At 70.8% G+C, this 22,172-nt stretch carries 17 protein-coding genes; 8 read left to right on the forward strand and 9 right to left on the reverse strand.

Going from position 1 to position 22,172, the window contains the following annotated elements; all coding sequences use genetic code 11:
• Position 1: 1 nt before the first annotated feature.
• Complete coding sequence (locus tag ACLQ3B_RS12320) at positions 2 to 1,030, reverse strand: glycosyl hydrolase (RefSeq protein ID WP_425780885.1); 1,029 nt, start codon at positions 1,028 to 1,030, stop codon at positions 2 to 4.
• Positions 1,031 to 1,479: 449 nt separating this feature from the next.
• Here ACLQ3B_RS12320 and ACLQ3B_RS12325 point away from each other — a divergent pair, with 449 nt between their 5' ends.
• The 3 genes from ACLQ3B_RS12325 (at position 1,480) to ACLQ3B_RS12335 (ending at position 4,838) form a co-directional block, all read left to right on the forward strand.
• Positions 1,480 to 2,679: a low temperature requirement protein A gene (locus ACLQ3B_RS12325; protein ID WP_425780219.1), complete on the forward strand. Its 1,200-nt coding sequence runs from the start codon at positions 1,480 to 1,482 to the stop codon at positions 2,677 to 2,679.
• A 158-nt stretch (positions 2,680 to 2,837) separates the two neighbouring features.
• Positions 2,838 to 3,734, forward strand: coding sequence for an acetyltransferase (locus tag ACLQ3B_RS12330; protein WP_425780221.1), 897 nt, complete (start codon positions 2,838 to 2,840; stop codon positions 3,732 to 3,734).
• 75 nt (positions 3,735 to 3,809) lie between these two features.
• Positions 3,810 to 4,838, forward strand: coding sequence for an alpha/beta hydrolase (locus ACLQ3B_RS12335; RefSeq protein WP_425780223.1), 1,029 nt, complete (start codon positions 3,810 to 3,812; stop codon positions 4,836 to 4,838).
• On the opposite strand, the gene ACLQ3B_RS12340 is transcribed toward ACLQ3B_RS12335, so the two are convergent.
• Positions 4,727 to 5,431, reverse strand: a complete 705-nt coding sequence (locus ACLQ3B_RS12340) for a TetR/AcrR family transcriptional regulator C-terminal domain-containing protein (RefSeq protein WP_425780225.1) — start codon at positions 5,429 to 5,431, stop codon at positions 4,727 to 4,729. The genes ACLQ3B_RS12335 and ACLQ3B_RS12340 overlap by 112 nt on opposite strands.
• Positions 5,432 to 5,551: 120 nt before the next feature.
• On the opposite strand from ACLQ3B_RS12340, the gene ACLQ3B_RS12345 reads away from it, so the two are divergent.
• Complete coding sequence (locus ACLQ3B_RS12345) at positions 5,552 to 6,070, forward strand: hypothetical protein (RefSeq protein WP_425780227.1); 519 nt, start codon at positions 5,552 to 5,554, stop codon at positions 6,068 to 6,070.
• A 108-nt stretch (positions 6,071 to 6,178) separates the two neighbouring features.
• On the opposite strand, the gene ACLQ3B_RS12350 is transcribed toward ACLQ3B_RS12345, so the two are convergent.
• Positions 6,179 to 7,267 (reverse strand): aldo/keto reductase, encoded by a 1,089-nt coding sequence (locus tag ACLQ3B_RS12350; RefSeq protein WP_425780229.1) that lies wholly within the window; start codon positions 7,265 to 7,267, stop codon positions 6,179 to 6,181.
• A gap of 153 nt (positions 7,268 to 7,420) precedes the next feature.
• Here ACLQ3B_RS12350 and ACLQ3B_RS12355 point away from each other — a divergent pair, with 153 nt between their 5' ends.
• Entirely contained in the window at positions 7,421 to 8,026 is a 606-nt protein-coding gene (locus ACLQ3B_RS12355; RefSeq protein WP_425780231.1) for a TetR/AcrR family transcriptional regulator, read from the forward strand.
• A gap of 355 nt (positions 8,027 to 8,381) precedes the next feature.
• Here the strand turns inward: ACLQ3B_RS12355 and ACLQ3B_RS12360 are convergent, their stop codons facing one another.
• The 4 genes from ACLQ3B_RS12360 to ACLQ3B_RS12375 all read right to left on the reverse strand — a co-directional run bounded on the left by ACLQ3B_RS12360 (position 8,382) and on the right by ACLQ3B_RS12375 (position 13,736).
• Positions 8,382 to 8,981, reverse strand: a complete 600-nt coding sequence (locus ACLQ3B_RS12360) for a DUF305 domain-containing protein (RefSeq protein ID WP_425780233.1) — start codon at positions 8,979 to 8,981, stop codon at positions 8,382 to 8,384.
• Positions 8,982 to 9,052: 71 nt separating this feature from the next.
• Entirely contained in the window at positions 9,053 to 9,967 is a 915-nt protein-coding gene (locus ACLQ3B_RS12365; RefSeq protein ID WP_425780234.1) for a DUF1996 domain-containing protein, read from the reverse strand.
• Between the two features lie 238 nt (positions 9,968 to 10,205).
• Complete coding sequence (locus tag ACLQ3B_RS12370) at positions 10,206 to 10,868, reverse strand: C39 family peptidase (protein ID WP_425780236.1); 663 nt, start codon at positions 10,866 to 10,868, stop codon at positions 10,206 to 10,208.
• 984 nt (positions 10,869 to 11,852) lie between these two features.
• Positions 11,853 to 13,736, reverse strand: a complete 1,884-nt coding sequence (locus ACLQ3B_RS12375) for a Xaa-Pro dipeptidyl-peptidase (protein ID WP_425780238.1) — start codon at positions 13,734 to 13,736, stop codon at positions 11,853 to 11,855.
• 316 nt (positions 13,737 to 14,052) lie between these two features.
• Between ACLQ3B_RS12375 and ACLQ3B_RS12380 the strand changes: the two genes are divergently transcribed.
• A complete protein-coding gene (locus ACLQ3B_RS12380) occupies positions 14,053 to 17,394 on the forward strand; it encodes a S8 family peptidase (protein ID WP_425780240.1) in 3,342 nt (1,113 codons plus the stop codon).
• Positions 17,395 to 17,524: 130 nt separating this feature from the next.
• Here the strand turns inward: ACLQ3B_RS12380 and ACLQ3B_RS12385 are convergent, their stop codons facing one another.
• Together ACLQ3B_RS12385 and ACLQ3B_RS12390 are read right to left on the reverse strand one after the other, a co-directional pair.
• On the reverse strand, positions 17,525 to 18,007 hold the full coding sequence (locus tag ACLQ3B_RS12385; RefSeq protein WP_425780242.1) for a DUF2231 domain-containing protein: 483 nt from the start codon (positions 18,005 to 18,007) through the stop codon (positions 17,525 to 17,527).
• Positions 18,008 to 18,198: 191 nt separating this feature from the next.
• The gene (locus ACLQ3B_RS12390) at positions 18,199 to 19,239 is read right to left on the reverse strand and encodes an SEC-C metal-binding domain-containing protein (RefSeq protein WP_425780244.1); all 1,041 of its coding nucleotides are present in this window, start codon (positions 19,237 to 19,239) and stop codon (positions 18,199 to 18,201) included.
• Positions 19,240 to 19,494: 255 nt separating this feature from the next.
• Here ACLQ3B_RS12390 and ACLQ3B_RS12395 point away from each other — a divergent pair, with 255 nt between their 5' ends.
• On the forward strand, positions 19,495 to 19,932 hold the full coding sequence (locus ACLQ3B_RS12395) for an AraC family transcriptional regulator (RefSeq protein WP_425780245.1): 438 nt from the start codon (positions 19,495 to 19,497) through the stop codon (positions 19,930 to 19,932).
• Between the two features lie 134 nt (positions 19,933 to 20,066).
• Positions 20,067 to 22,136 (forward strand): phosphocholine-specific phospholipase C, encoded by a 2,070-nt coding sequence (locus ACLQ3B_RS12400; protein ID WP_425780247.1) that lies wholly within the window; start codon positions 20,067 to 20,069, stop codon positions 22,134 to 22,136.
• The last annotated feature ends 36 nt before the right edge of the window (positions 22,137 to 22,172 follow it).

The raw sequence follows: 22,172 nt of genomic DNA on the forward strand, positions 1-22,172 counted from the left end.
GTCAGCGCGCCGCCTGGTAGGCGCGGCCGACGGCGGTGGCGGTGCCGCCGGTGCGGAACAGGCCGGTCTGGTCCTTGTCCGTGGCGGGCAGGCCGAACCACGCGTACCGCTGTAGCCAGGACAGGCCGCCCAGCATCCGGGTCGCCGCGGTGAGGAACGCGGCCTGCTGTGCCTGGGTGGGGAAGCGGACGCCGTTGGAGAAGTCGATCAGGGCGAACTCGGTGAGCCAGATCGGCAGCCGGTACCGGTCGTGCACCGCCTGCAGGTACGACTTGAGCTGGTTGACCGCGTTCGCGGTGTTGAAGTCGCCGCCGTACCAGTGCAGGGCGATGAAGTCGACGCGGTAGCCGCGCTGCTTCGCCCCGGCCATGAACCGGTCGAGCCATTCGCCCGGCCGGTCGCCGCCCCAGGCCACTGCCGGGCTGCCCAGCGGAAGCCCGGTGGCCTGCAACTGCGGCCACAGCTCCAACGCCTGCTCGACGGTCATCTCCGCCTGACCCTTCAGGTCCGGCTCGTTGAATCCGAGCAGGTAGCGGCCGTTCTTCTTGGCCTGTTGCAGGTTGGCGGCGGTGACGCTCTTCGCCCCCCAGATCATCGGGACGAACTCGGCGCCCGTCGGGCTGGTGACGCCCGAGTGGGCCACGTCCCAGGTGTAGTACCAGCTCGCCCCGGAGTTGGCCAGCGCCTGGCTGACGCCGTCGAAGGTCCACACCCCGACGCCCTTGCGCTTCGAGGTCACCGCCGGGGCCGCCGGAGCGACCGGACGCCCGGTTGTCGGCTTCGCCGTCGGCGTCGGCGTCGGGGTCGCCCCCGCCGGGCTCGTCGTGGCGGCGGGCGTGGTCGGGCTGGGCGTGCCGGGCTGCGGGCTCGCGGGCGGCGGCGTGTCGAGTGCCTGCGTCGCCGCCGGGGCGGGCGTCGGCCCGGTCGGTTGCACCACGACGATCACGCCCGTCACCAGTACGGCGACCGCGGCGGCCACCAGGAGTGGCCACAGCAGCCGCCTCGCACCGTTCGGGAGGCGGCCGAGCATCACGCGTCGGGGCTCCGCGTGGACGCCTCGGTTTCCCCTCGCGGCGTCCGCTTCACCCTGGCCGGTTGCGCGCATTGTGTCGACTCCTCGTGTGTGGTCGCAGCACTACTCAATGCTGCGGTGGCGGGGGAACCCGCCAACGCCTCACCTCAGGAGACTCGCCGGCCGTACCCGGATAACGGTTTCGTCGGCCGGAACGGCACCCGCTGGATCATCGCCGAGCCTCGGCACCGCGGTCTGACCGCTCGCCAGCGACGCATTCGGTGCACCGCCGACCCGGTATCCGCCATCAACGACGAGCGCCCGATAAAGATGGATAAAGTACGCAGACAGGGGATCAGGCGGGGTCGGTCGGTGAAGGAGGCTCGGGGACGATGGCAGCGCAACAGCGTCACCACCGTGGTGTGCCCGTGCCGGCGGCTCTGGCCGGCTGAGCTGTCCCGCCGTCCGTGCTGAGGCGCACCGAGTACTTTCGCGGGCTAGGGGACAGCAAGAGCCCTCGCTCGGCGACCGTCCTGGAACTGCTGTTCGACATCGTCTACGTCTTCGCGCTCGCCCGCCTCGCCGGGCGGGTCGCGGACGACCTGACCATCGTCCGGCACACGCTGCTGTCCGAGGCTGGTCAGACCGTCCTGTTCTTCACTGCGATGTGGATGATCTGGTCGCTCAACGCCCTGCTGGCGAGCACCTACGACCCTCGGCGCCCCGATCTGCAGGCCGTCCTGCTGGCGACGATGTTCGGCACGCTGGTGCTGGCTGTCACGCTGCCGCAGGCCTTCGGCCAACGCGGCGTCACCTTCGCCTGCACCTACGTCGTCATCCAGGTCGGCCGACCGCTCTTCCTGGTGTTCGCCCTGCGGGGTCACGCGGGTCAGGCGTTCTCGCTCCGGGTGCTGACCTGGCACCTGGCGTCCAGCGTGCTCTGGATCAGTGGCGGCATCAGCGGTGGTCTCGGTCGGGGCGTCTTCTGGACCATCGCTCTCGCCATCGAGCTGATCGGCGCCGCCACCACCTACCCCCTGCCCCGCATGGGCAAGCGACAGCTCACCAGTCTGGGGGTCACCGTCTCGCAGGAGCATCTCGCCGAGCGGTACAACCAGTTCTTCATGATCGCCCTCGCCGAGGTCGTGCTCGAAGCCGGCGCCGCGGTCAGCTTCCCGGGTTTCACCACCGAGGGAACCATCGCCCTCGTCGCCTCGTTCGTGGCGGTCGTCTCGTTCTGGCGGCTCTACTTCTACCACGTCAGATCCGGCCGGGCCTCGACCCCGAGCGGTGAGGGGATCCAGCTGTCGCGATGGGCGAGCTACAGCCTGCTGTTGATCGTCGGTGGCATCATCTGCACCGCCGTCGGCTTCGGGCAGGTCATCGAGGATCCGCACCCGCCGATCGACTGGGCTCTGGTGGCCATCATCTTCGGCGGCCCGGTGCTGTTCCTGATCGGACGCAGCACCCTGGAGCGGGCGAGCAACACCACGCCCCGGTGCCGGGTGCTGTACTTCGGCGTCCTGGCGCTGGTCGTGGTGGCCCCGGCGATGGTGCTGCTCCCGCCGGTAGCCGTGGCGGCCCTCGCGGCGGTGATCCTGGCCGGCATCACCGTGTACGACCAGCGGGCACACAAGCGTGGATCGGAGACCAACCCGACGCTGTGACGATCCGTTGCGAGCCGGCGACCAGTCCGCGTATGGTCGTCGGGCACGCCGTCGAGCTGGAAGGAGGTCAGAACAATGTCCGATGTTCTGCGCCCCCTCCGCGCTCCGGCGTCCGCGCGGATCTGATCCGGGGCGCTCGCTTCCCGGAGGACCAACCCATGACTGATCTGGTCATCCGTCCGCTCGTCGCGGGCGAGGAAAACCTGTTCGACTCCATGCCCGATCCGCTGCCCCAACTGCGCCAGGTCGCGTACGCCGATGGGATCGCCGGCGGCGGCTACCGGCCCGAGACCACCTGGGTCGCGTTGCGCGCCGGCCGCTTGGTGGGCCGGGCCGCCTGGCTCCTTCCCCCAGGTGCCGTCGGTGCCCCCTGGCTGGACCGGTTCGACCTGGACGCCGAGCCGGAGGTGGGTGCCGAGCTGCTGCGCGTCGCCCACGAGACGCTGGGCGGTCCCGGTCTGTACTACGCCGCGCTGCCGGCGCACTGGCGACGCCGACCCGAGGTGCTGGCCGTGGTGCGGGCGCCCATGAAGGCCGCCCGGCTCGCCGGCCTGGTCGAGCGGGGCGAGCGGCTCCGGTGCTCCTGGACCGGCACACCCCTGCCGGCGTCCTCAGGTCGGTACGACTTCCGTCCGCCCGCCGACGTGGCCGAGATCAACGCCCTGGTCGCCAGGGTCGCCGAGCCGGACGTGCTGACCGGCGTCGAGATCGCGCGGGTGGTCGGTGGTGTCGACCTCGCCACCGACCCGCTGGCCTGGCTGGGAGACACCACCGAGGGTTGGCGCATCGCCCTGGAGGCCGGCAACCCGGTCGGGTTGGTCGGCACGGCCGGAGACGCCTGCTACCCCCTGCTCGCCTATCTCGGCCTCCTCGACGAGGCGGCCCGGCCCGAGCTGCTGGCCGAGGCGGTCCGGGTGCTCGCCGCCGGTGGTGCCCGCGAGGTCATCGCCGACGTGGAATCCCACCGGGTGGCGGTGCTGGCAGAGTTGGAGCGGACCGGCTTTCGGCAGTTGCGCTCCCGGGTCGTCTTCGCGCCGCCGAACGGCCAGGAATAGCTGACCGGGTGCGCCCGGTCACCCGGGCGCACCCCCTCGGCCAGCGCCGAGCGCGGCCCCTGTCAGCATCTGACCATGCCGGAGATCATCGCGCTTCTGGTCGGCGGGTTGGCGCTGGTCGCGGCGTCGGTCGCCGGGCTCTATCTCTGGCCGGTGGACCGCCGAGGGCTACGGGTCGCGCCGGCCCGGCCGCTCGACTTCGACACGGCCACCCGTGCCGTCGAGGCCGTCATCGCCGCCGAGGCCGCAGATCCGGAGATCCGGCCAGAGTCGCGCAGCCGCCTGCTGAGCCACGGTTCCCGTACCGGCCGGGCCGTGCTGCTGCTGCACGGATACACCCTCGCGCCCGAGCAGTACGCGGGGCTGGCCGAGGAGTTCTTCGACCGGGGCTACAACGTCTGGATTCCCCGGGCTCCCCAGCACGGGACCGTCGACCGGAGGGCCCACCACCGGGTCGAGGCCGGCGAGCTGACGACGTACGCCGCGCAGGGCTGGGCCGTGACCGCGGCTCTGGGCGACGAGGTAGGCGTCGTGGGGATCTCCGGCGGTGCCGTGCTGGCCGCCTGGCTGGCCCAGGTGCCCGGCAACGTCGTACGGCATCTGCTGTTGCTGTCGCCGTTCTTCGGCCCGAACCCGCGGCAGGCGCCGGCCTACGCGGTCAAGCCGCTCATCGTGTTGTACGGGCGCCGCGTCCTCCCCGACCGCGTCACGTCGCGCGGATACTCCCTCGCCGCCGTCACCCAGTACCTGACGATCGCGCGTACGCTGCCGCATCCACCCCGGCGGACCGGTCTGCGGACCGCGGCGGTCGTGATCAGCCCTCTCGACGGTGTGGTGGACCTCAGGGCGGCGGTCCAGGTGCCGCGTCGGATCGCCGACGCGAACGGGGTGCCGCTGCGGGTGTACGCCCTGCCGGAGGCGTTGGGCGTCGCACACAACACCCTCAACCTCGGCCCCGACGGCGACGAGTGGCGTCGGCGGTACGTCGCGCTCTACGAGGGTGCGGCGGCGCCGGCAGCGGACTTTGCGGCAAGCTGTCGCTCCAGACCGTCGAGGACGACCTGGAGGCCGAACTCGAACGAGTTGTCGGGCCCGGCGGCGTAGTCGGCCGCCGCAGGGGTCTCCAGACGGGCGCGCAGCCGTGGGTAGCGCATGCCGATCTCCTTGGCCTTGACCATGGCGTCCTGAAACTGTTCGTCGGCGGTGACGTCGTCCCGGCTGAGTTTCCGGGTGAGCGAGGCGGTCGCGGCGGCACCCGCCGCGTTGCCGAGAACGTAAGTGAAGACAACGGAGACGGCCTGGTCGGCCCGCGCGCCGTCGAAGCCAGCGGCTTCGTAGACCGCGAGGCTGTGGTCGTCATGTCGAGCCTTGCTCTCCCCGTAGAGGACGTGGGCGGCGAAAGCCTGTATCAGCCACGGGTGCCGGACGAACATCCTGTACAGGTCGATGGCCATCTCGGTGGCCGCCGCGCGCCAGTCGAGCGCGTCCATGTCGGGCAGCGTGAGCTCGCCCCAGACCTGGTCGGTCGCGAGCAGGACGAGATTGTCCTTGTTCTTGACGTGCCAGTACACCGCCGTGGCGGCCGAGTCGAGGCGTTTGCCCAGAGCGCGCATGTTCAGGCCCTCAAGGCCCTCGGCGTCGAGGAGGTCGACGGCGGTGCGGACGATCTGGTCTCGGGTGAGGGAGTCGCGCGGCATACCCTCACGGTACGTCCCCGCTTGAACAAAGTTCAAGAACCCTCTTGCACGCTGTTCAAGTCCTCGGCTACGGTCATCTCCATGAAGCACTTGCACTAAGTGCAATAGAAGGAGAGCCCGATGAACACGCTCGCCGCCGTCATGCAGCTCCTCGTCGCCGTCGCCTTCGTCAGCATCCCGATGATCCGCCATCGCTTCGGCCCGGCCGCGAAGGCCGCCGCCGAGGCCGAGCTGCGCCGTCAGGCCGTCCGCCCCGAGGTGCTCCAGGAGAACAACCTCCGGCTCGACGCCAGCGGCCACGAGACCGCCGCCCCGGTCACGGTCGCCGTGGTGATGACCGCCGTCGCGGCGCTGAACCTCGCGGGTGCTGGCCCTGCCCAGTTGCTCACCTGGATCTTCTCCTCGCTGGTCGTGCTGATGAACGTCGTGATCGTCTACAGCAACCGCACCGCTGTGAAGTCCGTCGAGGCCGCCTTCCAGCGCAAGGGCGACCCGGAGCTGGCTCGCGTCGAGGTCGCATCGTTCCTCAGGGCCGCCGAAAACGCCTTTCCCGGCTGGGTGCGCGCCCAGACCCACCTGCGCAACACGGCGGTCTTCGGTGGTTCCGCCGTCGCCCTGGTCGCCGTATCCCTCGCCTGAGCAAGGCCCGCACGGCCAAGATCGCGCTCGATCCTGGAGGTAGTGGCCCCTGCGTGCTCGGAGCCCACTGTTCCCCTGATCGAGCGCGATCTTGCCTGGCGAGAGGTCCTACTTGCTGTTGGACACCGGAGGGGCGTAGCCGGCCGGCTTGTCGCCGATGCCGAGGCCGGGGCTCACCACCCAGGACTGATACTGCGGGGTGAACATGGAGTAGAGCAGCGGGACCTTCGGGGCGCTCGCCTCGTCGAGCCGGCGGCGGGCGTCGGCCGGGATCTCGAAGTCGAGCGCACCGAAGTTGCTGGCGAGCTGTTCCGGGCTGCTCGCCCCGATGACCACCGAACCGACGGCGGGCTGGGTGGCCACCCAGTTGATCGCCACCTGCGCCATGCTGCGCCCCAACTCGGCGGCCACGCTCTCCAGCGCCTCGATCACCTGCCAGTCGCTGGGGCTGATCTCCCGACCCGCGGCGTCGGGGTTCGTCAAGCGGCCGGTCCCGCTCATGCCCTCGCCGGTCCGCCGGTACTTGCCGCTGAGCAGACCCCCGCCGATCGGGCTCCACGCGGTGAGCCCCATGCCCAGGCTCTGTGCCATCGCCACGTGCTCCGCCTCGATGTCCCGCGTGACCAGGGAGTACGGCAGCTGAACGTTGATCATCGGGGCCAGCCCGTGCGCCTCGGCGTAGCTCTGGGCCCGAGCCGCGTACCAGGCCGGCACGTCGGAGAGCCCGGCGTACCGGATCTTGCCGGAGCGCACCAGGTCGTCGAAGGTGTGCACGACCTCCTCGACCGGGGTGATCCGGTCCCAGGTATGCAGGAGGTACAGGTCGATGTAGTCGGTGCCGAGCCGGCGCAGCGACGCCTCCACGGCCCGCATGATGTGCTTGCGACCGTTGCCGCTGGCGTTCGGGTCGGTCGGGTCGACGGTGTTGGTGAACTTGCTGGTGAGCACGAGCCGTTCGCGTACGCCGGCCCGGTCGATCAGGCGGCCGAGGATCTTCTCGCTCTCCCCGGCGGTGTAGAAGTCCGCGGTGTCGATGAAGTTCCCGCCCGCCTCCAGGTACTGCCGGAAGATCGGCTCGGCCTCCTCCTCGGTCTTGCCGTACGCGGCGTGGAAGCCGTCGACGCCGAAGTTCATCGTGCCGAGCGCCAGCCGGCTCACCCGCAGACCGGACCGCCCGAGCAGGTAGTAGTGGTTCATCGTTGCGTCCTCCCGATCGTGGTGTCGGCCCGCTGCGGGCCGCGCGTTCCAGACCTTTGCTCGGGAAAAATGGACCCGCAAGTCCAGAAGCCGAGGTAGGGTCGGACCGCAGGTCCCGAGCAGTCGGACCGCAGGTCCCGAGCAGGAGGTTTCATGACACGGGCTCTGACCCGCAAGGGCGAGGCGACCCGGGCGCGGATCGTCGCCGGCGCGGCCGCCGAGATCCGCGAGCGCGGCGTCGACGAGGTACGCCTCGAGGATGTGATGGCCCACACCGGCACCAGCAAGGGTCAGCTCTTTCACTACTTCCCCGAGGGGAAGGAGGGGTTGCTGCTCGCGGTGGCCCAGCACGAGGCGGACCAGGTGCTCATCGACCAGGAGCCCATGCTCAGCAACCTGACATCGTGGCCGGCCTGGCTCGCCTGGCGCGACCGACTGATCGAGCGATACCTCGCGCAGGGGGTGAAGTGCCCCCTCAACGGACTGCTCGGCCAGGCGGGCCGGCGGTCGCCCGGCGCGCAGGCGATCACGACCGGGCTCATGTGGCGCTGGCAGAAGGCGATCACCGAGGGCATCCGGCACATGCAGTCGACCGGCGACATCGCCCCCGACCTCGACGCCGACCGGGCCGCGGCGGCACTGCTCGCCGGCATCCAGGGCGGTGTGCTGCTGCTGCTCTCCACCGGAAAGATCGACCACCTCGAAGCCGTCCTCGACCTCACCATCGACTCGCTGCGATCGGGTGCCCGGACGGCCTGACCGGGTCAGGATCTGCCCGGCCGGGTGGTCGTTCTCTCCCCTGCGGAGGGCCGATGGGGGCAGCGGCAGAGCCGCGCAGGTCGATAAGATCCGCGGGCTCGCCACCGGCCGACCGTCGGGGAGACTCCAGTAATGCTCACGCAATCCGCCCGGCGGTGGCTCGCTGCGATGGGTGCCGCAGGCGCGCTCCTCGTCGTCACGGCGGACCCTGTCTCCGCCGTTCCGGCGGAAGATCTCAAGATCTACGCCGGCAGCGTGATCGTCGCTCACCGTTGCTGTCCCGTCCGGTCGAGCTGGCCGCGTTGCTCGACCAGATCGTCAGCGCTCGGGGCTGAGCGCGCTGTCCGCCCTGCCGCTACGCGGGGTCGAGGTGATCGACTCGGGTGAGGTCGACGGTGCCGTTCCGGGCCACAGCCGCCGCCAGCGCGACAGTCGCCGGTTGGACTCCGCTCTGCTGCTCGGCCTCGGCGATCCGGACCGACTGTGCGAGATGCGCCCGCAGGTGCCCGGCGAGCAGGCGATGAAACGGTGTCCCGGTGGCCGACCGCAGCGCGGTCATCTCCGTCGGGGTGACCATGCCCGGCATGTCATGCCCCTCGTGCGGATTCGTCGTCGGCGCGGCAGCCTCGGCCAGTAGCCGGCGGGCGCGGTCCAGCTCGGCGCGCCGGGCGCTCGCGAGTTGGGCGGCCGCCCGCCGCCAGGCCGGGTCGGTGGTCCGCGTCGGCACCAGATCGAGTACGGGCAACAGGCGTTCGGTCATCGCCACCGTCAGTTGCAGCCAGGCGATGTCGGTGGGGTTGAACGATCCCGCCGTACCCATGGCTGTCGGTGCGGTCGTCGCCGACGGCGCGGCAGCGGGTGGTGTGGCGGTGCTGGCCGCGCCCCGTGGCCCGGCGCCGCAGCCGGCGACGAGCAGCACGGCGACGAGCAGGGTGGACGCCATGGGCTGGCGCATCCGACCTCCCTTCCGCCCAGGGCGGCGGGCCCGGCGTGACCGGACCCGCCGCCGTGGTGTGAACCAGTCGCTCAGATCGGTCGGCCGTCGTGACCGCACTTGATGACGGGGCGGATGCAGTCCTGGACGCGACGGGCGAGCTCCGCCACCGGCCAGGCGTTGAAGAAGTCACCGTGCATCGTGTAGCCCGGCCCGGAGGCCAGCCGGAACCGCGACGGGTCGCCGGTCACCGGGTACCGCAGCACCTGCCGCAACTTCGGCACGTGCACCGGGTGGGTGCTCGGGCAGGCCTGGTTCACCGGGTACGCCAGGTGGCTCTTGTGGTCCGGCGAGTCGAGGTCCCGGCCGTTCCAGCACTGCGGGAAGTCCAGGTACGACTCCAGCATCGTGCCCGACGGGCAGTTGACGAAGTCCTTCGACGGCGGCACCTGCCCGGCGTGCAGGCAGGACCAGCGGGCGATGCTGTCGTTCGGCCCGGTGGCCTTCGCGTTGCCGGCGACGAGTCGCAACCCCTGCGGGAACGGCTGGGTGTTCGCGACGACGTCGGCGCGTACGCCCTCGCCCAGGTAGTAGAACGTGGCGATCGCCGGCTCCACCGCGACGTTGTCCCGGTACAGGGTCGGCACCCAGTACGACGAGACGTCCACCAGCGGGTTGCAGGTGGTGGGCGAGTTGACCAGGTCGGGAAGGGTGGTCTTGGCGTTCGTCACCGTGCTGCCGAAGAAGCTGTGCATGTGCGACGCCCCCGGCAGCCCGGGGAAGACGATCGGGTCGTCCGGCAGCCGGTGGCTGTAGGTGCAGTCCGCGGGGAACTCGGCGACCCGAATGACGTTGACGCCGAAGTCGGCGCCGGCTCGGCCGGGGGCGGCGTCGGCCCGGTTCGTGGTCGACACCAGGTACGTGCCGAGTAGCACCAGCAGCGCGCCGATCGCCGTGACGAGGCGCAGTCGGCGGGGGATGCCGGAGAGGGGTGCGGCCCTGTCCATCGTGACTCCTGTCGGGGACGGGTCAGGGACAGCTCCGGCGCCGCCGCCGAAGGCATCGGAGTTGTGCCTGGCCAGACTGGGTGGTGGCCGATTTGGGCCAATGCGAGAGAGCGCTCTCACCGACCCAGCTTCATCCCGAAGTCGACAATTGTCAATACGTGCCGCAGTTGGTGGAAATGACGACGAAGGGCCGGGCCCCGTGGTGGGGGTCCGGCCCTTCGCTTCGTGCGGTGTGGGGTCAGCTGGTGGCGTAGCCGCGGGTGGCGATCCAGTCGGCGAGGTGCTCGACGCTGATCCAGTAGGAGGCGGTGTTCGGGTCGGCGGAGTCGGCGATCTTCACCGTGTTGCCGTTGTCGTGGTAGCCGACGACGCTGATGTAGTGCCCGCCTTCGTAGGAGTGGCTCACGCCGTCGGTGTCGGTGCTGGTCCCGGCGATGTTCGCGACCACGGCCCGGCCGTCGTCGACGGTCTTGACGATGTCGGCGCGCAGGGTGTCGGTCTGCTTGGCGTCGGCGTCGGGGTTGCTGATCTCGACCGACCGGTAGGCGTCGGTCTTGCCGGTTTCCTTGTTGAGGACGGGGGTGATGTCGTTGATGGAGTTGGTGCCGGCTTCGGTGGTGCCCATTTCCTTGGCCATGTCGTCGACGTTGATGTTCTTGCCCTGCACGGACAGGGCGTTGCGGGTGGCGGCGGGGCCGCAGTAGTAGAAGTTCGGCTGGGCTTCGTAGCGCACACCCAGTTCGCGCTCGCCGTGGCCCTTGCGGTCGGTCTGGGTTTGCGTGGTCGGCTTGCCGGTGGTGGGTGCGGCGAAGGCGGTGGTGACGGGGCCGGCGATGGCGCCGCCGGTGAAGGCGAGGCCAGCGGCGGTCAGGGCGGTCTTACGGATCAGATCGGTACGCATGATGGCGTGCTCCTCTGCATTCGGGGGTGTGCCCGCACCACCTCGGGGGTGTGGTGGTGGTGCGGGAAAGTTCGAGGGGGTTCTGCCCGGTGACCCGCGAACGGGGTCGCGTCGGGGGCAGGGTGTAACGGGCTGCGGTGGCGGGTCATTCCGCCAACCCGTGAGCGGCCGGTTGTGGTGCTCGGCCGTGCGGGGGATGTAACCGGGGTGGCCTGCCGGGTGTTCCCGGGGCGGCCGGGTTGTGGTCCTCGGCGGTGCGGGGGGGTGTAACCGGGGCGGCGTGGCGGGTGTTCCCGGCGGCTGCCGCGCACCGCGACTCGATGGCCACGGTGGCCTGCCACTTCGATGACTGCGGTGGCCTGCCAGGTATAACGACCCGGGCCGGGCGCCGATTCCGCCGCCGGGGTGGCCCCGACCACCCGACATCCGAGCCGAAACCGGACAACCCGCCCGCTGCCGGCCCTGGCATGGCGGACGAACGGGGTGATCGACTCGGGTTCTTTGAAGTCGCGGTGTCCTGGTGCCGGGGATGGCCCGACTTCCTGAAACGCGAGTGGATCATGCCCGTCCGCGCCGTTCGCGCGCCTCGGCCCGGCCTGGGGCGAGGCCGAGCGTCGGGCGCGCTGGTCCGAGGAGGGCTGAGCGGTTGGGCGCGCTGGTCCGAGGCGGCTGAGCGTTGGGCGCTGGTCCGAGGAGGGCTGAGCGTTGGACGCGCTTGGTCCGAGGGGCTGAGCGTTGGACGCGCTTGGTCAGACGCGGGGTCGGTGTGCCCGTGTGGGTCGGGCGCGGCGGACGAACGGCGTGATCGACTCGGGTTCATTGAAGTCGCGGTGTCTTGGTGCTGGGGATACCCCGACATCAAAGGAAGTCGAGTGGATCAGGCGCCCCTGCGCGGATCCGCAGTGGCGGAGCCGGGCCTCGATCGGCGGGTGGGGCAGCCCGAACGCGTCGGACTGCCCCACCCGGGGGCGTACTGGGAGGAAATCAGAACCCGAGGACGGCCCGACCGCCGACCACCGGCAGCCGCAGTTCGCTGTCGTTCGGCGCGACCCGCAGTTCGGTGCCGCCCAGCGGCAGCAGGGTGTACTCCTGGTCGCTGGAGAAGACGACCACGCCGATTCGGTGCCCCACAGGGAAGATGTAGTCCTTCGGTTCCATGGTCCACCGGTAGTCGTACAGCTTGCCCTGCTTCACCGGTTCGGTGCGCGCGGCGCTCTTGCGGTTCTGCGGGTCCATCCAGCCTCGCGTGACCACGGTCGGGGCGGCGGTCGACCCGGCCGGGCCGTAGTCGACCAGGTACGCGGTGAGGTTCGCGTCCGGCTTGTTGTCGATCGCCATCCGCAGCCGCATCTCGGGACGGCCGGAGATGCGTACGCTCTGCGTCAGCTCGGGGGAGCGGTAGGCGAGTCGGTTGGCGCTCGCGGTGTCCGGGTTGGATACCAGGGTGTCCGGGTGGATGGTCCGGCCCTCGTCGACGAAGCTCTGCTCGACCTTGGCCTTCGGCGGTTTGCCGGTGGTGAGCGCGCCGGGTGCGGTGGTGTCGGTGGCCGCGAGCCGCAGGCCGACCTCCCGCGCCGCCGGGTCGGGCCAGTTGGTGTACGTGGTGTAGGCGCGGTCCTCGCGCTGGAGCACCGCCGTCGGCTCGTCCATGATGCCGTTGCGGACGTTCCACAGCCAGAAGTCGAACCAGCGGTTCTCGGTCTGCTTGTAGGTCCACGTCTGACCGCTCGGCAGGGTCACCGACGCGCTGCTGCCCGGGCCGCCGTGGCCGCCCTGGTGCAGCCAGATCTTGCGCGGCACGTGGCGCTTGGCGAGCTGGTCCCACCAGCCGGCGAAGTGTTCGGTCTTCACGTTCCAGTCGTTGAGGCCGTGCACGACGAAGACGCTGGCCTTGACGTCGCGGGCGTCGAGATAGTCGCGGTCGCGCCAGAATGGGGAGTAGTCGCCGGTGACCCGGTCCTGCTCCGCGGTGATCTCCGCGAGCTCGTCGGCGCAGGGCCCCTCGGCGCGTGCCTGCCCGGCGGTGTATTGGGCCAGGATGTCGAGGTCCTCGCCCTGGAACGTCCCGGGCGCGACCACCAGGCCGTTGGCCCGGTAGTAGTCGTACCAGCTGCTGATCGCGGAGACCGGCACGATGGTCTTGAGGCCCTTGACGCCCGTGGTGGCCACCTGGTTGGGCAGCGTCCCGTTGTAGGAGACACCGGTCATGCCGACCGCGCCTGTGGTCCAGCCGGCGGTGATCGGTGCGCCGTTCGCGTCGTACGCCTTCGCCCGGCCGTTGAGCCAGTCGATGACCGCCTTGGTGCCGAGCGTCTCGGCCTGGTCTCCGCTGGTCGGGCAGCCGTCCGAGTCGCCGGTGCCGACGCTCTGGCCGAGCACCACCGCGTAACCGCGGGGCACGTAGTAGTCGTCCAGGGAGCCCGGCAGGTTGGCCTTCGCCTGTGCTCGCTGTGCGCCGGCGTCGAGCGCGCGACGCCCGGAGCGGTCGGTCAGGCCGTTCTGCGGCAGGTCGTCGACCAGCACGCTCGGGTACGGCACGTCACCCCAGGTGCCCTTGCGGTACGGGCTGTGCTCGAAGATGACGGGCACCTTGAAGCCCTGCGTTGCGGTTTCCCGGGGACGGGAGATGTCGATCGCCACCCGGTCGAGTCGACCGTCGTGGTCGGTGTCCACCGGGGTCTGGACGAACACCCGCTCCTCGATGGCGTCGGCGAGCGAGAAAACCGGTTGGGTCATGCCGTCGCTGACCACGATGCCTGTGGGCGTGGTGGGCGTGGGCGGAGCCGCGGCCGCTGGTGGGGCTGCGCTGAGGACCAGAGCGCCGGACACGCCGACGCTCAGGAGTGCCAGATGACGGGGTCGACGCATGCGCGTCTCCCTTCGGTTGGGCTGGTCGCCGGGGGTCGGCAGGGTCGATCTCGAAGATCCATTCGTCGCCATGCTAGGTCCGGGTCGGCGTCCCGTCGATCCCTTGGGTCGGGCAGGCATCTGTCGTCCGCCGGTCCGCCGGGCGGCAATCGAAACGACATCGAACCGAGCCCCGAGGCGAAACAACGCCGAAATCCTCGGCGCGGGGGCGGGGAAAACCCCTCGTCAAGGGGTGCCCTGATGATCCGTTACCTGCATATGATCTTGCCGAAGTCGTCCGAAGAGGCGGTTTCGTCCACATTAGACGAGGAGCAACATGCTCAGGAAAACGCGGTGGCTGTTGGCCGTCGCCGTCACGGCCACGACGCTGACCGCCCTACCGGGCGGCGCTGCCACGGCCGGCCCCAACGGCATCGGTCAGACCGGCTCACCCGCAGCCACGGCCGACGGGAAGACGCACACCGTCACCCTGCTGACCGGGGACGTGGTGACCGTACGGGACACCGGATCGGGCTGCCCACAGGCCACGGTGCGGCCGGCCGACGAGAACGCGGTGATCCGCCAAAGCTGTGGCCCCGACGGTCATCTGCACGTCATCCCCGCCCACGTCGCGTCCCAGATCGGCCCGGTCCTGGACCCCGACCTGTTCGACGTCACGACGCTGATCGCCGACGGCTATGACGACGACAACTCCGCCGAGCTGCCGCTCATCGTGCAGCCCGCCACCGCGTCCGCCCGGGTGGCCGCGCTCGGTGACGTACTGTCGCTGCCCAGCATCGGTGCGGTCGCCGGCCGCGTACCCAAGAAGAGCCCGGCCACCGCGAAGCTCGCCACCAACTCGCTGCTCGCCGGCGCGAAGAAGGTCTGGCTCGACCGCAAGGTCCGGGCCACCGCCCTGACCGGCGCTGGGCGACCCGCCGGCCTGGACCGCAACCTCGGTCAGATCGCCGCGCCGGACGCCTGGAAGGCCGGCTACACCGGCAAGGGCGTCCGGGTCGCGGTGCTCGACACCGGCGCCGACTTCACCCACCCGGACCTGGTCGGCCGGGTCGCCGAGCGGGCCGACTTCACCGTCGAGGGCGGTGACGCCGTCGACCACAACGGCCACGGTACGCACGTCGCCTCCACCATCGCCGGCACCGGCGCGGCCGCCCACGGTCAGCGTCGCGGCGTGGCGCCGGACGCCAAGCTGGTGATCGGCAAGGTCCTCGACGACCACGGCTACGGCGACGATTCCGGCATCATCGCCGCCATGGAGTGGGCCGCCACCCGGGCCGACGTCATCAACATGAGCCTCGGCGGCAGCGACCCGGACGACGGCACCGACCCGCTGTCGCTCGCCGTCGACGGGCTGAGCAAGTCCACCGGCACGCTGTTCGTCATCGCCGCCGGCAACAGCGGCGCCGCCATCTCCTCGCCCGGGTCCGCCGCCAGCGCGCTGACCGTCGGCGCGGTCGACCGCAACGACAAGCTCGCCGACTTCTCCAGCCGTGGGCCGCTGGTCACCAGCAACGCGGCCAAGCCGGAGGTGGTCGCCCCCGGTGTCGACATCGTCGCCGCCCGGGCCGCCGGCACCAACCTCCAGGCCCCGATCGACAGGTACTACGAGGCGATCAGTGGCACCTCGATGGCCAGCCCGCACGTGGCGGGCGCCGCCGCGCTGCTCGCCCAGCGCCACCCGGACTGGACCGGTGAGCGGCTCAAGGCCGCCCTCGTCGGCGCCGCCGACCCGCTCGCCGGCATCGACCCGTACGCCGTCGGCGCCGGCCGGCTCAACGCGGCCCGGGCCCTCGGCGGCCCGACCAGCAACCAGCCGGTGGTCAACCTCGGCACCTTCGCCTACCCGCAGTCCGGGACCAGCGAGACGAAGCTGAGCTGGACCGGTGAGTCGAATGCGGTTCTCGACCTCGACGTGTCGATCGTCAACCACGACGGCCAGCCGGTGCCGCGCGGCGCGGCGACGCTCTCGACCAGCCGGCTGACGCTCAAGCACGGCACCACCGCCGGGGCCACCCTCCGGGTCAACCGTGCGGCCCTGGCAACCCGGCCGGGCTTCTACCTCGCCACCGTCACCGCCCGCAGCGGCCGCAAGCTGGTCGCGACGACTCCGGTGAGCTTCTACGTCGAGCAGCCCAGCTACGACCTGACGATCCAGACGAAGCCACTGCCGGGCCTGAAGGACGGGGCGGAGAGCTGGATCAACCTGATGGTCACCAACCTCGCCGACCCGCTGATCTACTACGGCGGTGCGGGCGGCACGCCCGGTGACACCTTCACCCTGCGGGTGCCGGCCGGCCGGTACGCGATCCTCGGCTCCTCCGTCGCGTACTACGTCGACAGTGACGTGTTGGAGACGACGCTCGCCGCCGAGGCCGACCTGGACGTGCGCGGCGCCCGGAGCGTGACGCTCGACCCGGCGCGGGCCAAGCCGGTGACGGCGACTGTCGACGGGGTGCCCACCACGCCCACCCGGACCGACTTCACAAACGTGCAGACCGCGGCGAACGGTCTGTCCTGGTGGCACCAGATCAGCGGGTACGGGACCAAGACGACAGTCCGCACCACCGCGCTGACCAAGCCCACCATCGGCTCCCGCCGCACCTGGGCGGCCGTCAACCTGGACTCGCCGGCCGGCACCGCCGAGCCGTACCGCTACAACCTGGTGCACGAGTACGCGGGCGGCGTACCGGCCGACCCCGCCTTCCGGGTGAACAAGACCGAGCAGGCGAAGCTGGCCCGGATCGACGAGCGGTTCCACAAGACTGACTCACCGGATATGTTCACCCAGCTGGTCCGGACCGGGATGACCCGCGACGGGGTGGCGGTGACCCAGACCCACGAGGGGAACCTGCCGCCGCACCGGACCGACTACCTCTCGCCCGACATCCTCTGGGCCGACCAGGGCGTCTACGGTGGGCTGGCCGCGGACGAGGCGCCCCGCAGCTACCAGCCGGGTAGCCGGCAGACCAAGATCTGGGCGCGTCAGCCCCTGCACTCCGACTGGTACGACGACCCGGCCGGCGCCGACTGGAGCTGCGCCACCGCGCCGTCACGGACCCGGGGCAACCTCCACCTCGACCTGGTGTCGCTGACCGACAAGCACCAGCGGGCCGACTGTCTGCAGGGCGAGGCGATCGGCGTGAAGCGCAAGCTGTCGGTGTTCCGCGACGGCAAGCTCGTCGACGAGCGGTCCGGCCCGTTCGGCGACTTCACCGTCCCGCAGTCGATGGCCGACTACCGGGTGACCCTCGACGTCGACACGAGCCTGATCCTGCCGATCTCGACCAAGCTCAACACGTCGTGGACGTTCCGGTCCGCCGGCCCGGACGGAACCGGAAGCGTGCCGTTGCCGCTGCTCGCGGTCGACTACGCCCTGCCGATGGACCACGACAACCACCCGGTCGACGGCACGGCCGAGCTGACCGTCCGGCAGGCGCACGGTGTGAAGACGCAGAAGGTGACGTCGTTCCAGGTCTGGACCTCGACGGACGACGGTGGCACCTGGAAGTCGGCCCGGGTCACCGGGAGCGGCGACAGCTACCGGGTCGCGTTGCCGACGGCCGCCGCCGGGCAGGCCGTGTCGTTGCGGGTGAAGGCCGCCGCCAACGGCGGTAGCGGAATCGACCAGACCATCATCCGGGCGTACCACGCCGGCTGACGGTCGACGCGGTGGTGCGGCCCGGCTCCGGCCGGGTCGCACCACCGTTTCGTGTCGCGGTGTCGATCCGCTCATCTCGGGGTGGCTCGTGGCGCTCTCCTGGCGGGCGCGCGACGAGGTGGCCTGACCATCACTGGCCCTCCCAGACCGCCTTCGCGCCGGAGTCGCCCGTGCGATACACGTAATACACGGTGACGGCGGCGGCCACCAACGACAACACCTGCAACGCCGGGGTCAGCAGTCGGGGGCGCGCACCCTCGGCGGGTCGCGGCGGGACGAGCCGCACCAGCGCCAGGGCCACAATCCCCAACCCGATACTGGCCCAGAACGTGATGTCGCCGAACTCCTGGTGCGCCTCCAACGTCGGGAGGAACTCGGGGGTGACCCGGTTGGCGGCGCGCATCCGCTCGAGGAAGGCGTCGCCGGAGAGCTTCGTCAGCAGGGCGGCGAGCGGCGTGCCCACGGCGAGCAGCCCCAGCACCCACCGGGTGTGCGGCCGGATCAGCGGGACGAACGCGTAACCGACAGTCAGCAGGGCCAGCAACGGCACGAACACGACCGCGGCGTGCAGCAGCAGAGGGTGGGCCGGGATGCCCATGAACTCCTCGAACATCGGCGTCTCCTCTGGTGACATCGGTCTGGACGTTGATCGTCCACGGAGGGACGTTATCGGTACCGCGCTGGCCTGTCATCCCCGTCGATCGCTCACCTTCCGCAACCCAGCGCGGCAAGGTCGACGGCGTCCGCCATCGCCCGCACGCCCTTGTCGTCCGGCCGAGCGCGAATCCTCGCCAGGCCAACCGGCTACCGGGAGCGCGGCAGGCAGTCCTTCTTGTACTTGAGACCGGAGCCGCACCAGCAGGGGTCGTTGCGCTCCGGTGGCCAGGCGATCCGTGCGCTGGGCCGGGCCGACACCTCGGCCGCGTAGCCCGCCCGCACCGCCGCGTCGGCGGGATCGCCGCCACGTCGACCGGCGAACGCCGTCAACCCGGCCACTGTCGCGCCGAACACGCCCAACCCGGCCTGACCGGCACCCCGCAGCCGAACCAACTCCGTCTCCAACCGGCCCCGGTGCGCGTCCCAGTCCGGCCCGTACACCTCGGTGAGGGCGGGATGCTCGGCGAGCAGGCGATCGAACTCGGCCCGCGGCCAGAAGAGCAGATCCGACCCGGCGTCCCTGCGCTCCCCGGCCCGACGCACGAGCTGGGTCTCCAGCCGGTCCGCCAGGTCGTCCTGCCGGTCGTGCGGCAGGTTCAGATTCCGGCGTACCCGATGCCGTTGTTGCAACAGGAAGAAGGTGACACCGGGCGCGTCCGGCGGACCGAGATCGACCACCGGGTCGATCGCGGTGCTGGCCGGCCCGGACGCGGCGGTCGCGCGGTCGCTGAGCAGGGTGTCGACAGCCTCACTCAGCCACGTCTCGGCGGTCGACGAACGCCCACCGGCGTCCAGCGCGGCACTGACGTAGGCGGGGGCGTCGGGCTGCACGCTCAGCAACGGGCGCAACGCGGTCAACTCCGCCATCGCCTCGTCGTCGCGCCCGCCGGCCCGGAACAGGGCGCGGGCCCGCAGCGCGCGGGCGAACCCGGCCCGGGGGTCATCGCCGGACGGGTACGCCGCCAGGGCCTGCTCCGCGTACCGCAGCGCGGCCTCGGGCCGGGCTCGGATCTCCGCGATCTCGGCGGCCAGCGTCAGCGCGTCGCCGGCGTCGTCCGGATCTTCCAGCCGGCCCTGCTCGGCGGCCTCCGCGAGGTCGGCGGCGACGCCGAGCGGATCGGCCGTCCCGAGCGCCGAGCGGCGAAGTTCGGCGAGGTCAGCCTTGGTGAGTGTCTCTCTCGTCGGCACGATCTCACGGTACGTCGGGGTACGCGCGGTCTGCGGGCAGATCACCTGTTACGCCGCTCTCACGCCGCGCCTCGTGCCACCCGCCGTGCCGATTACGACCACGCGCCCGCCGCCGCGGCCTGGGTGACGTAGGTGTCGAAGTCGAGCGGGTCCCGTCCGAGAACCCGACGTACCCCGTCGGTCGGCGCGGCGAGGTGACCCGCCCGCATCCCGGCGAACAGCCGTTCAGCGCCGTGGCGAAGGTGAGCGCGCCTCGTGCTGCTGGTCGGGGCCTACCACGTCCGGGGTCGGGTGCCGCAGCGACTGCTGGGCGCGCTGCCGCCGGTGCTCGTCGTGCCCGAAGACCAGGACTGCGCCGCGCTGCGCGACTACCTGGACGCCCAGCTCGACGCGGGTCGGCCCGGGCGGCCGTGGACCCTGGCCAGCCTGGCCGCGCAGGCCGAAGTCTCCCGGTCCACACTGGCCAAACGGTTCACCGCGTTGGTGGGCGAACCGCCGCTCACCTACCTGACCGACTGGCGGATGACCCTGGCCGCCGACATGCTTGCCGAATCGACCGCGACGGTCGCCGCCGTCGCGCGTCACCTCGGGTACGCGGACGCGTTCGGCTTCAGCGCGGCCTTCAAACGTGTGCACGGCATGAGCCCGAGCGGACATCGACGACTCACCCGGGTCGACGCTCCGGCGGCCTGACCGGTGCTCTTCAGGGCCCAGAGCCGGTCGACGAGTGGTCGCAAAACCAATGATCTACGGTCATCTGCCGTCAACCCGTCGTCGGTAGCGTCCGGTCGCCAGTTTCCCGACCAGGTCGCACAAAAGGCGGAATTATGGGCACGGTGGATCGTCGTACGTTCCTCAAGGCGATGGGAGTTCCCGCGATCGGCGCGGCGCTCCCGATGGACCTCAGCAAGGCGCTCGCCATCCCGGCGAACAACCGGACCGGCTCGATCAAGGACGTCGAGCACGTCATCATCCTGATGCAGGAGAACCGATCCTTCGATCACTACTTCGGCACCATGCGCGGCGTACGCGGATTCGGTGACCCCCATCCGGCGACACTGCCGTCCGGCAAGGACGTGTGGCACCAGCCCAACGGGACCGACGAGCTGCTGCCCTTCCGCCCCGAGGTGAAGGATCTCGGTCAGACCTTCCTGCCGGACCCGCCGCACGGTTGGAACGACGGGCACGCCGCCTGGAACGACGGCCGGTTCGACAAGTGGGTGCCGAACAAGGGCGTCACGGCGATGACCTACCACACCCGCCAGGACCTGCCGTACCACTACGCGCTCGCCGACGCGTTCACCGTCTGCGACAGTTACCACTGCTCGCTGATGGGGCCGACCGACCCGAACCGCTACCACATGTGGAGCGGCTGGGTCGGCAACGACGGCAAGGGCGGTGGCCCGGTCGTCACCAATGCCGAGGCCGGCTACGACTGGTCCACGTACCCGGAGCGGTTGGAGCGCAACGGCATCTCCTGGAAGATCTACCAGGACGTCGGCACCGGCCTCAACGCCGCCGGGTCCTGGGGCTGGACGAACGACCCGTACATCGGCAACTACGGCGACAACTCGCTGCTCTACTTCCACACGTACCAGAACGCGCAGCCCGGCACGCCGCTGGCCGACAAAGCCAAGACCGGCACGGAGGTCAGGACCCAGGGCCGCGACCCGGAGGCGCTGCTGGCCGACTTCCGCGCCGACGTCGAGGCGGGACGCCTGCCGGAGGTCTCCTGGATCACCGCGCCGGAGGCGTACACCGAGCACCCGAACTGGGAGCCGGCGTACGGCTCGTGGTACATCTCCCAGGTCATCGACATCCTCGCCTCGAACCCCGAGGTGTGGAGCAAGATGGCGCTCTTCATCACGTACGACGAGGAGGGCGGCTTCTTCGACCACGTGGTCCCGCCGACGCCCCCGCCGACCCGCGGGCACGGGCAGTCGACAGTGCCGACCACCAACGAGATCTTCCCCGGCGACGCCGACCACCCGGCCGGGCCGTACGGCCTCGGCATCCGGGTGCCGATGGTCATCGTCTCGCCGTGGACGCGCGGCGGCTACGTCAACTCGCAGGTCTTCGACCACACCTCACTGATCAAGTTTTTGGAGGCGCGGTTCGGGCACGGCCGGCCGGACCTCATCGAGAAGAACATCACCCCGTGGCGGCGGGCCGTCGTCGGCGACCTGACCACGGCGTTCGACTTTCGACACCCGAACCGCTCGCGCGAGGTCAGGTTGCCCGACACCGACGACTTCAAGCCCGAGGAGTTGGTCCGGCACCCCGACGAGGTGCCGGTCCCGCCGGCCGACCAGCGGCTGCCGAAGCAGGAGCACGGGGTACGCCCGGCGCGGCCGATCCCGTACACCCTGCACGCCGACGGGCGCCGCGGCGACGACTCGTTCCGGATCGACTTTCGCAACTCCGGTGGGGTGGCCGCGGTCTTCCAGGTCCGCCAGGCCGGCAGCGCGGACGCTCCGCGCAGCTACACGGTCGAGCCGGGCAAGCACCTGACCGACACCTGGCCGGTCACCTCCGGGTACGACCTGTCCGTGCACGGGCCGAACGGGTTCTTCCGCCGGTTCACCGACGGTCGATCCCACCTCGACGTCACCCCCTCGTACGACGAGCGCGACTACAAGTTGGCCCTCACGCTCAAGAACCGCCTGTCGAAGCGGGTCGAGGTGACCGTCCGGGACGGGTACAACGCTCGTCCGGTCACGCTGTCGCTGCGCCCCGGCGCGACCGAGCGCGTCACGTGGGCGCTCGCCCGCACCCACGGCTGGTACGACCTGACGGTTTCCGTCGCCGGTGACGCCGACTTCGCGTACCGCTGCGCGGGTCATGTCGAGAACGGCAAGGACAGCATCAGCGACCCGGCCCTCGGCGGGCTCGTCTAAGCGTTCGTCACGCCGACGTTCGAGCGCCGTGGGTCA

The organism is Micromonospora sp. DT53 (genome assembly GCF_049841535.1).
Taxonomy (GTDB): domain Bacteria; phylum Actinomycetota; class Actinomycetes; order Mycobacteriales; family Micromonosporaceae; genus Micromonospora.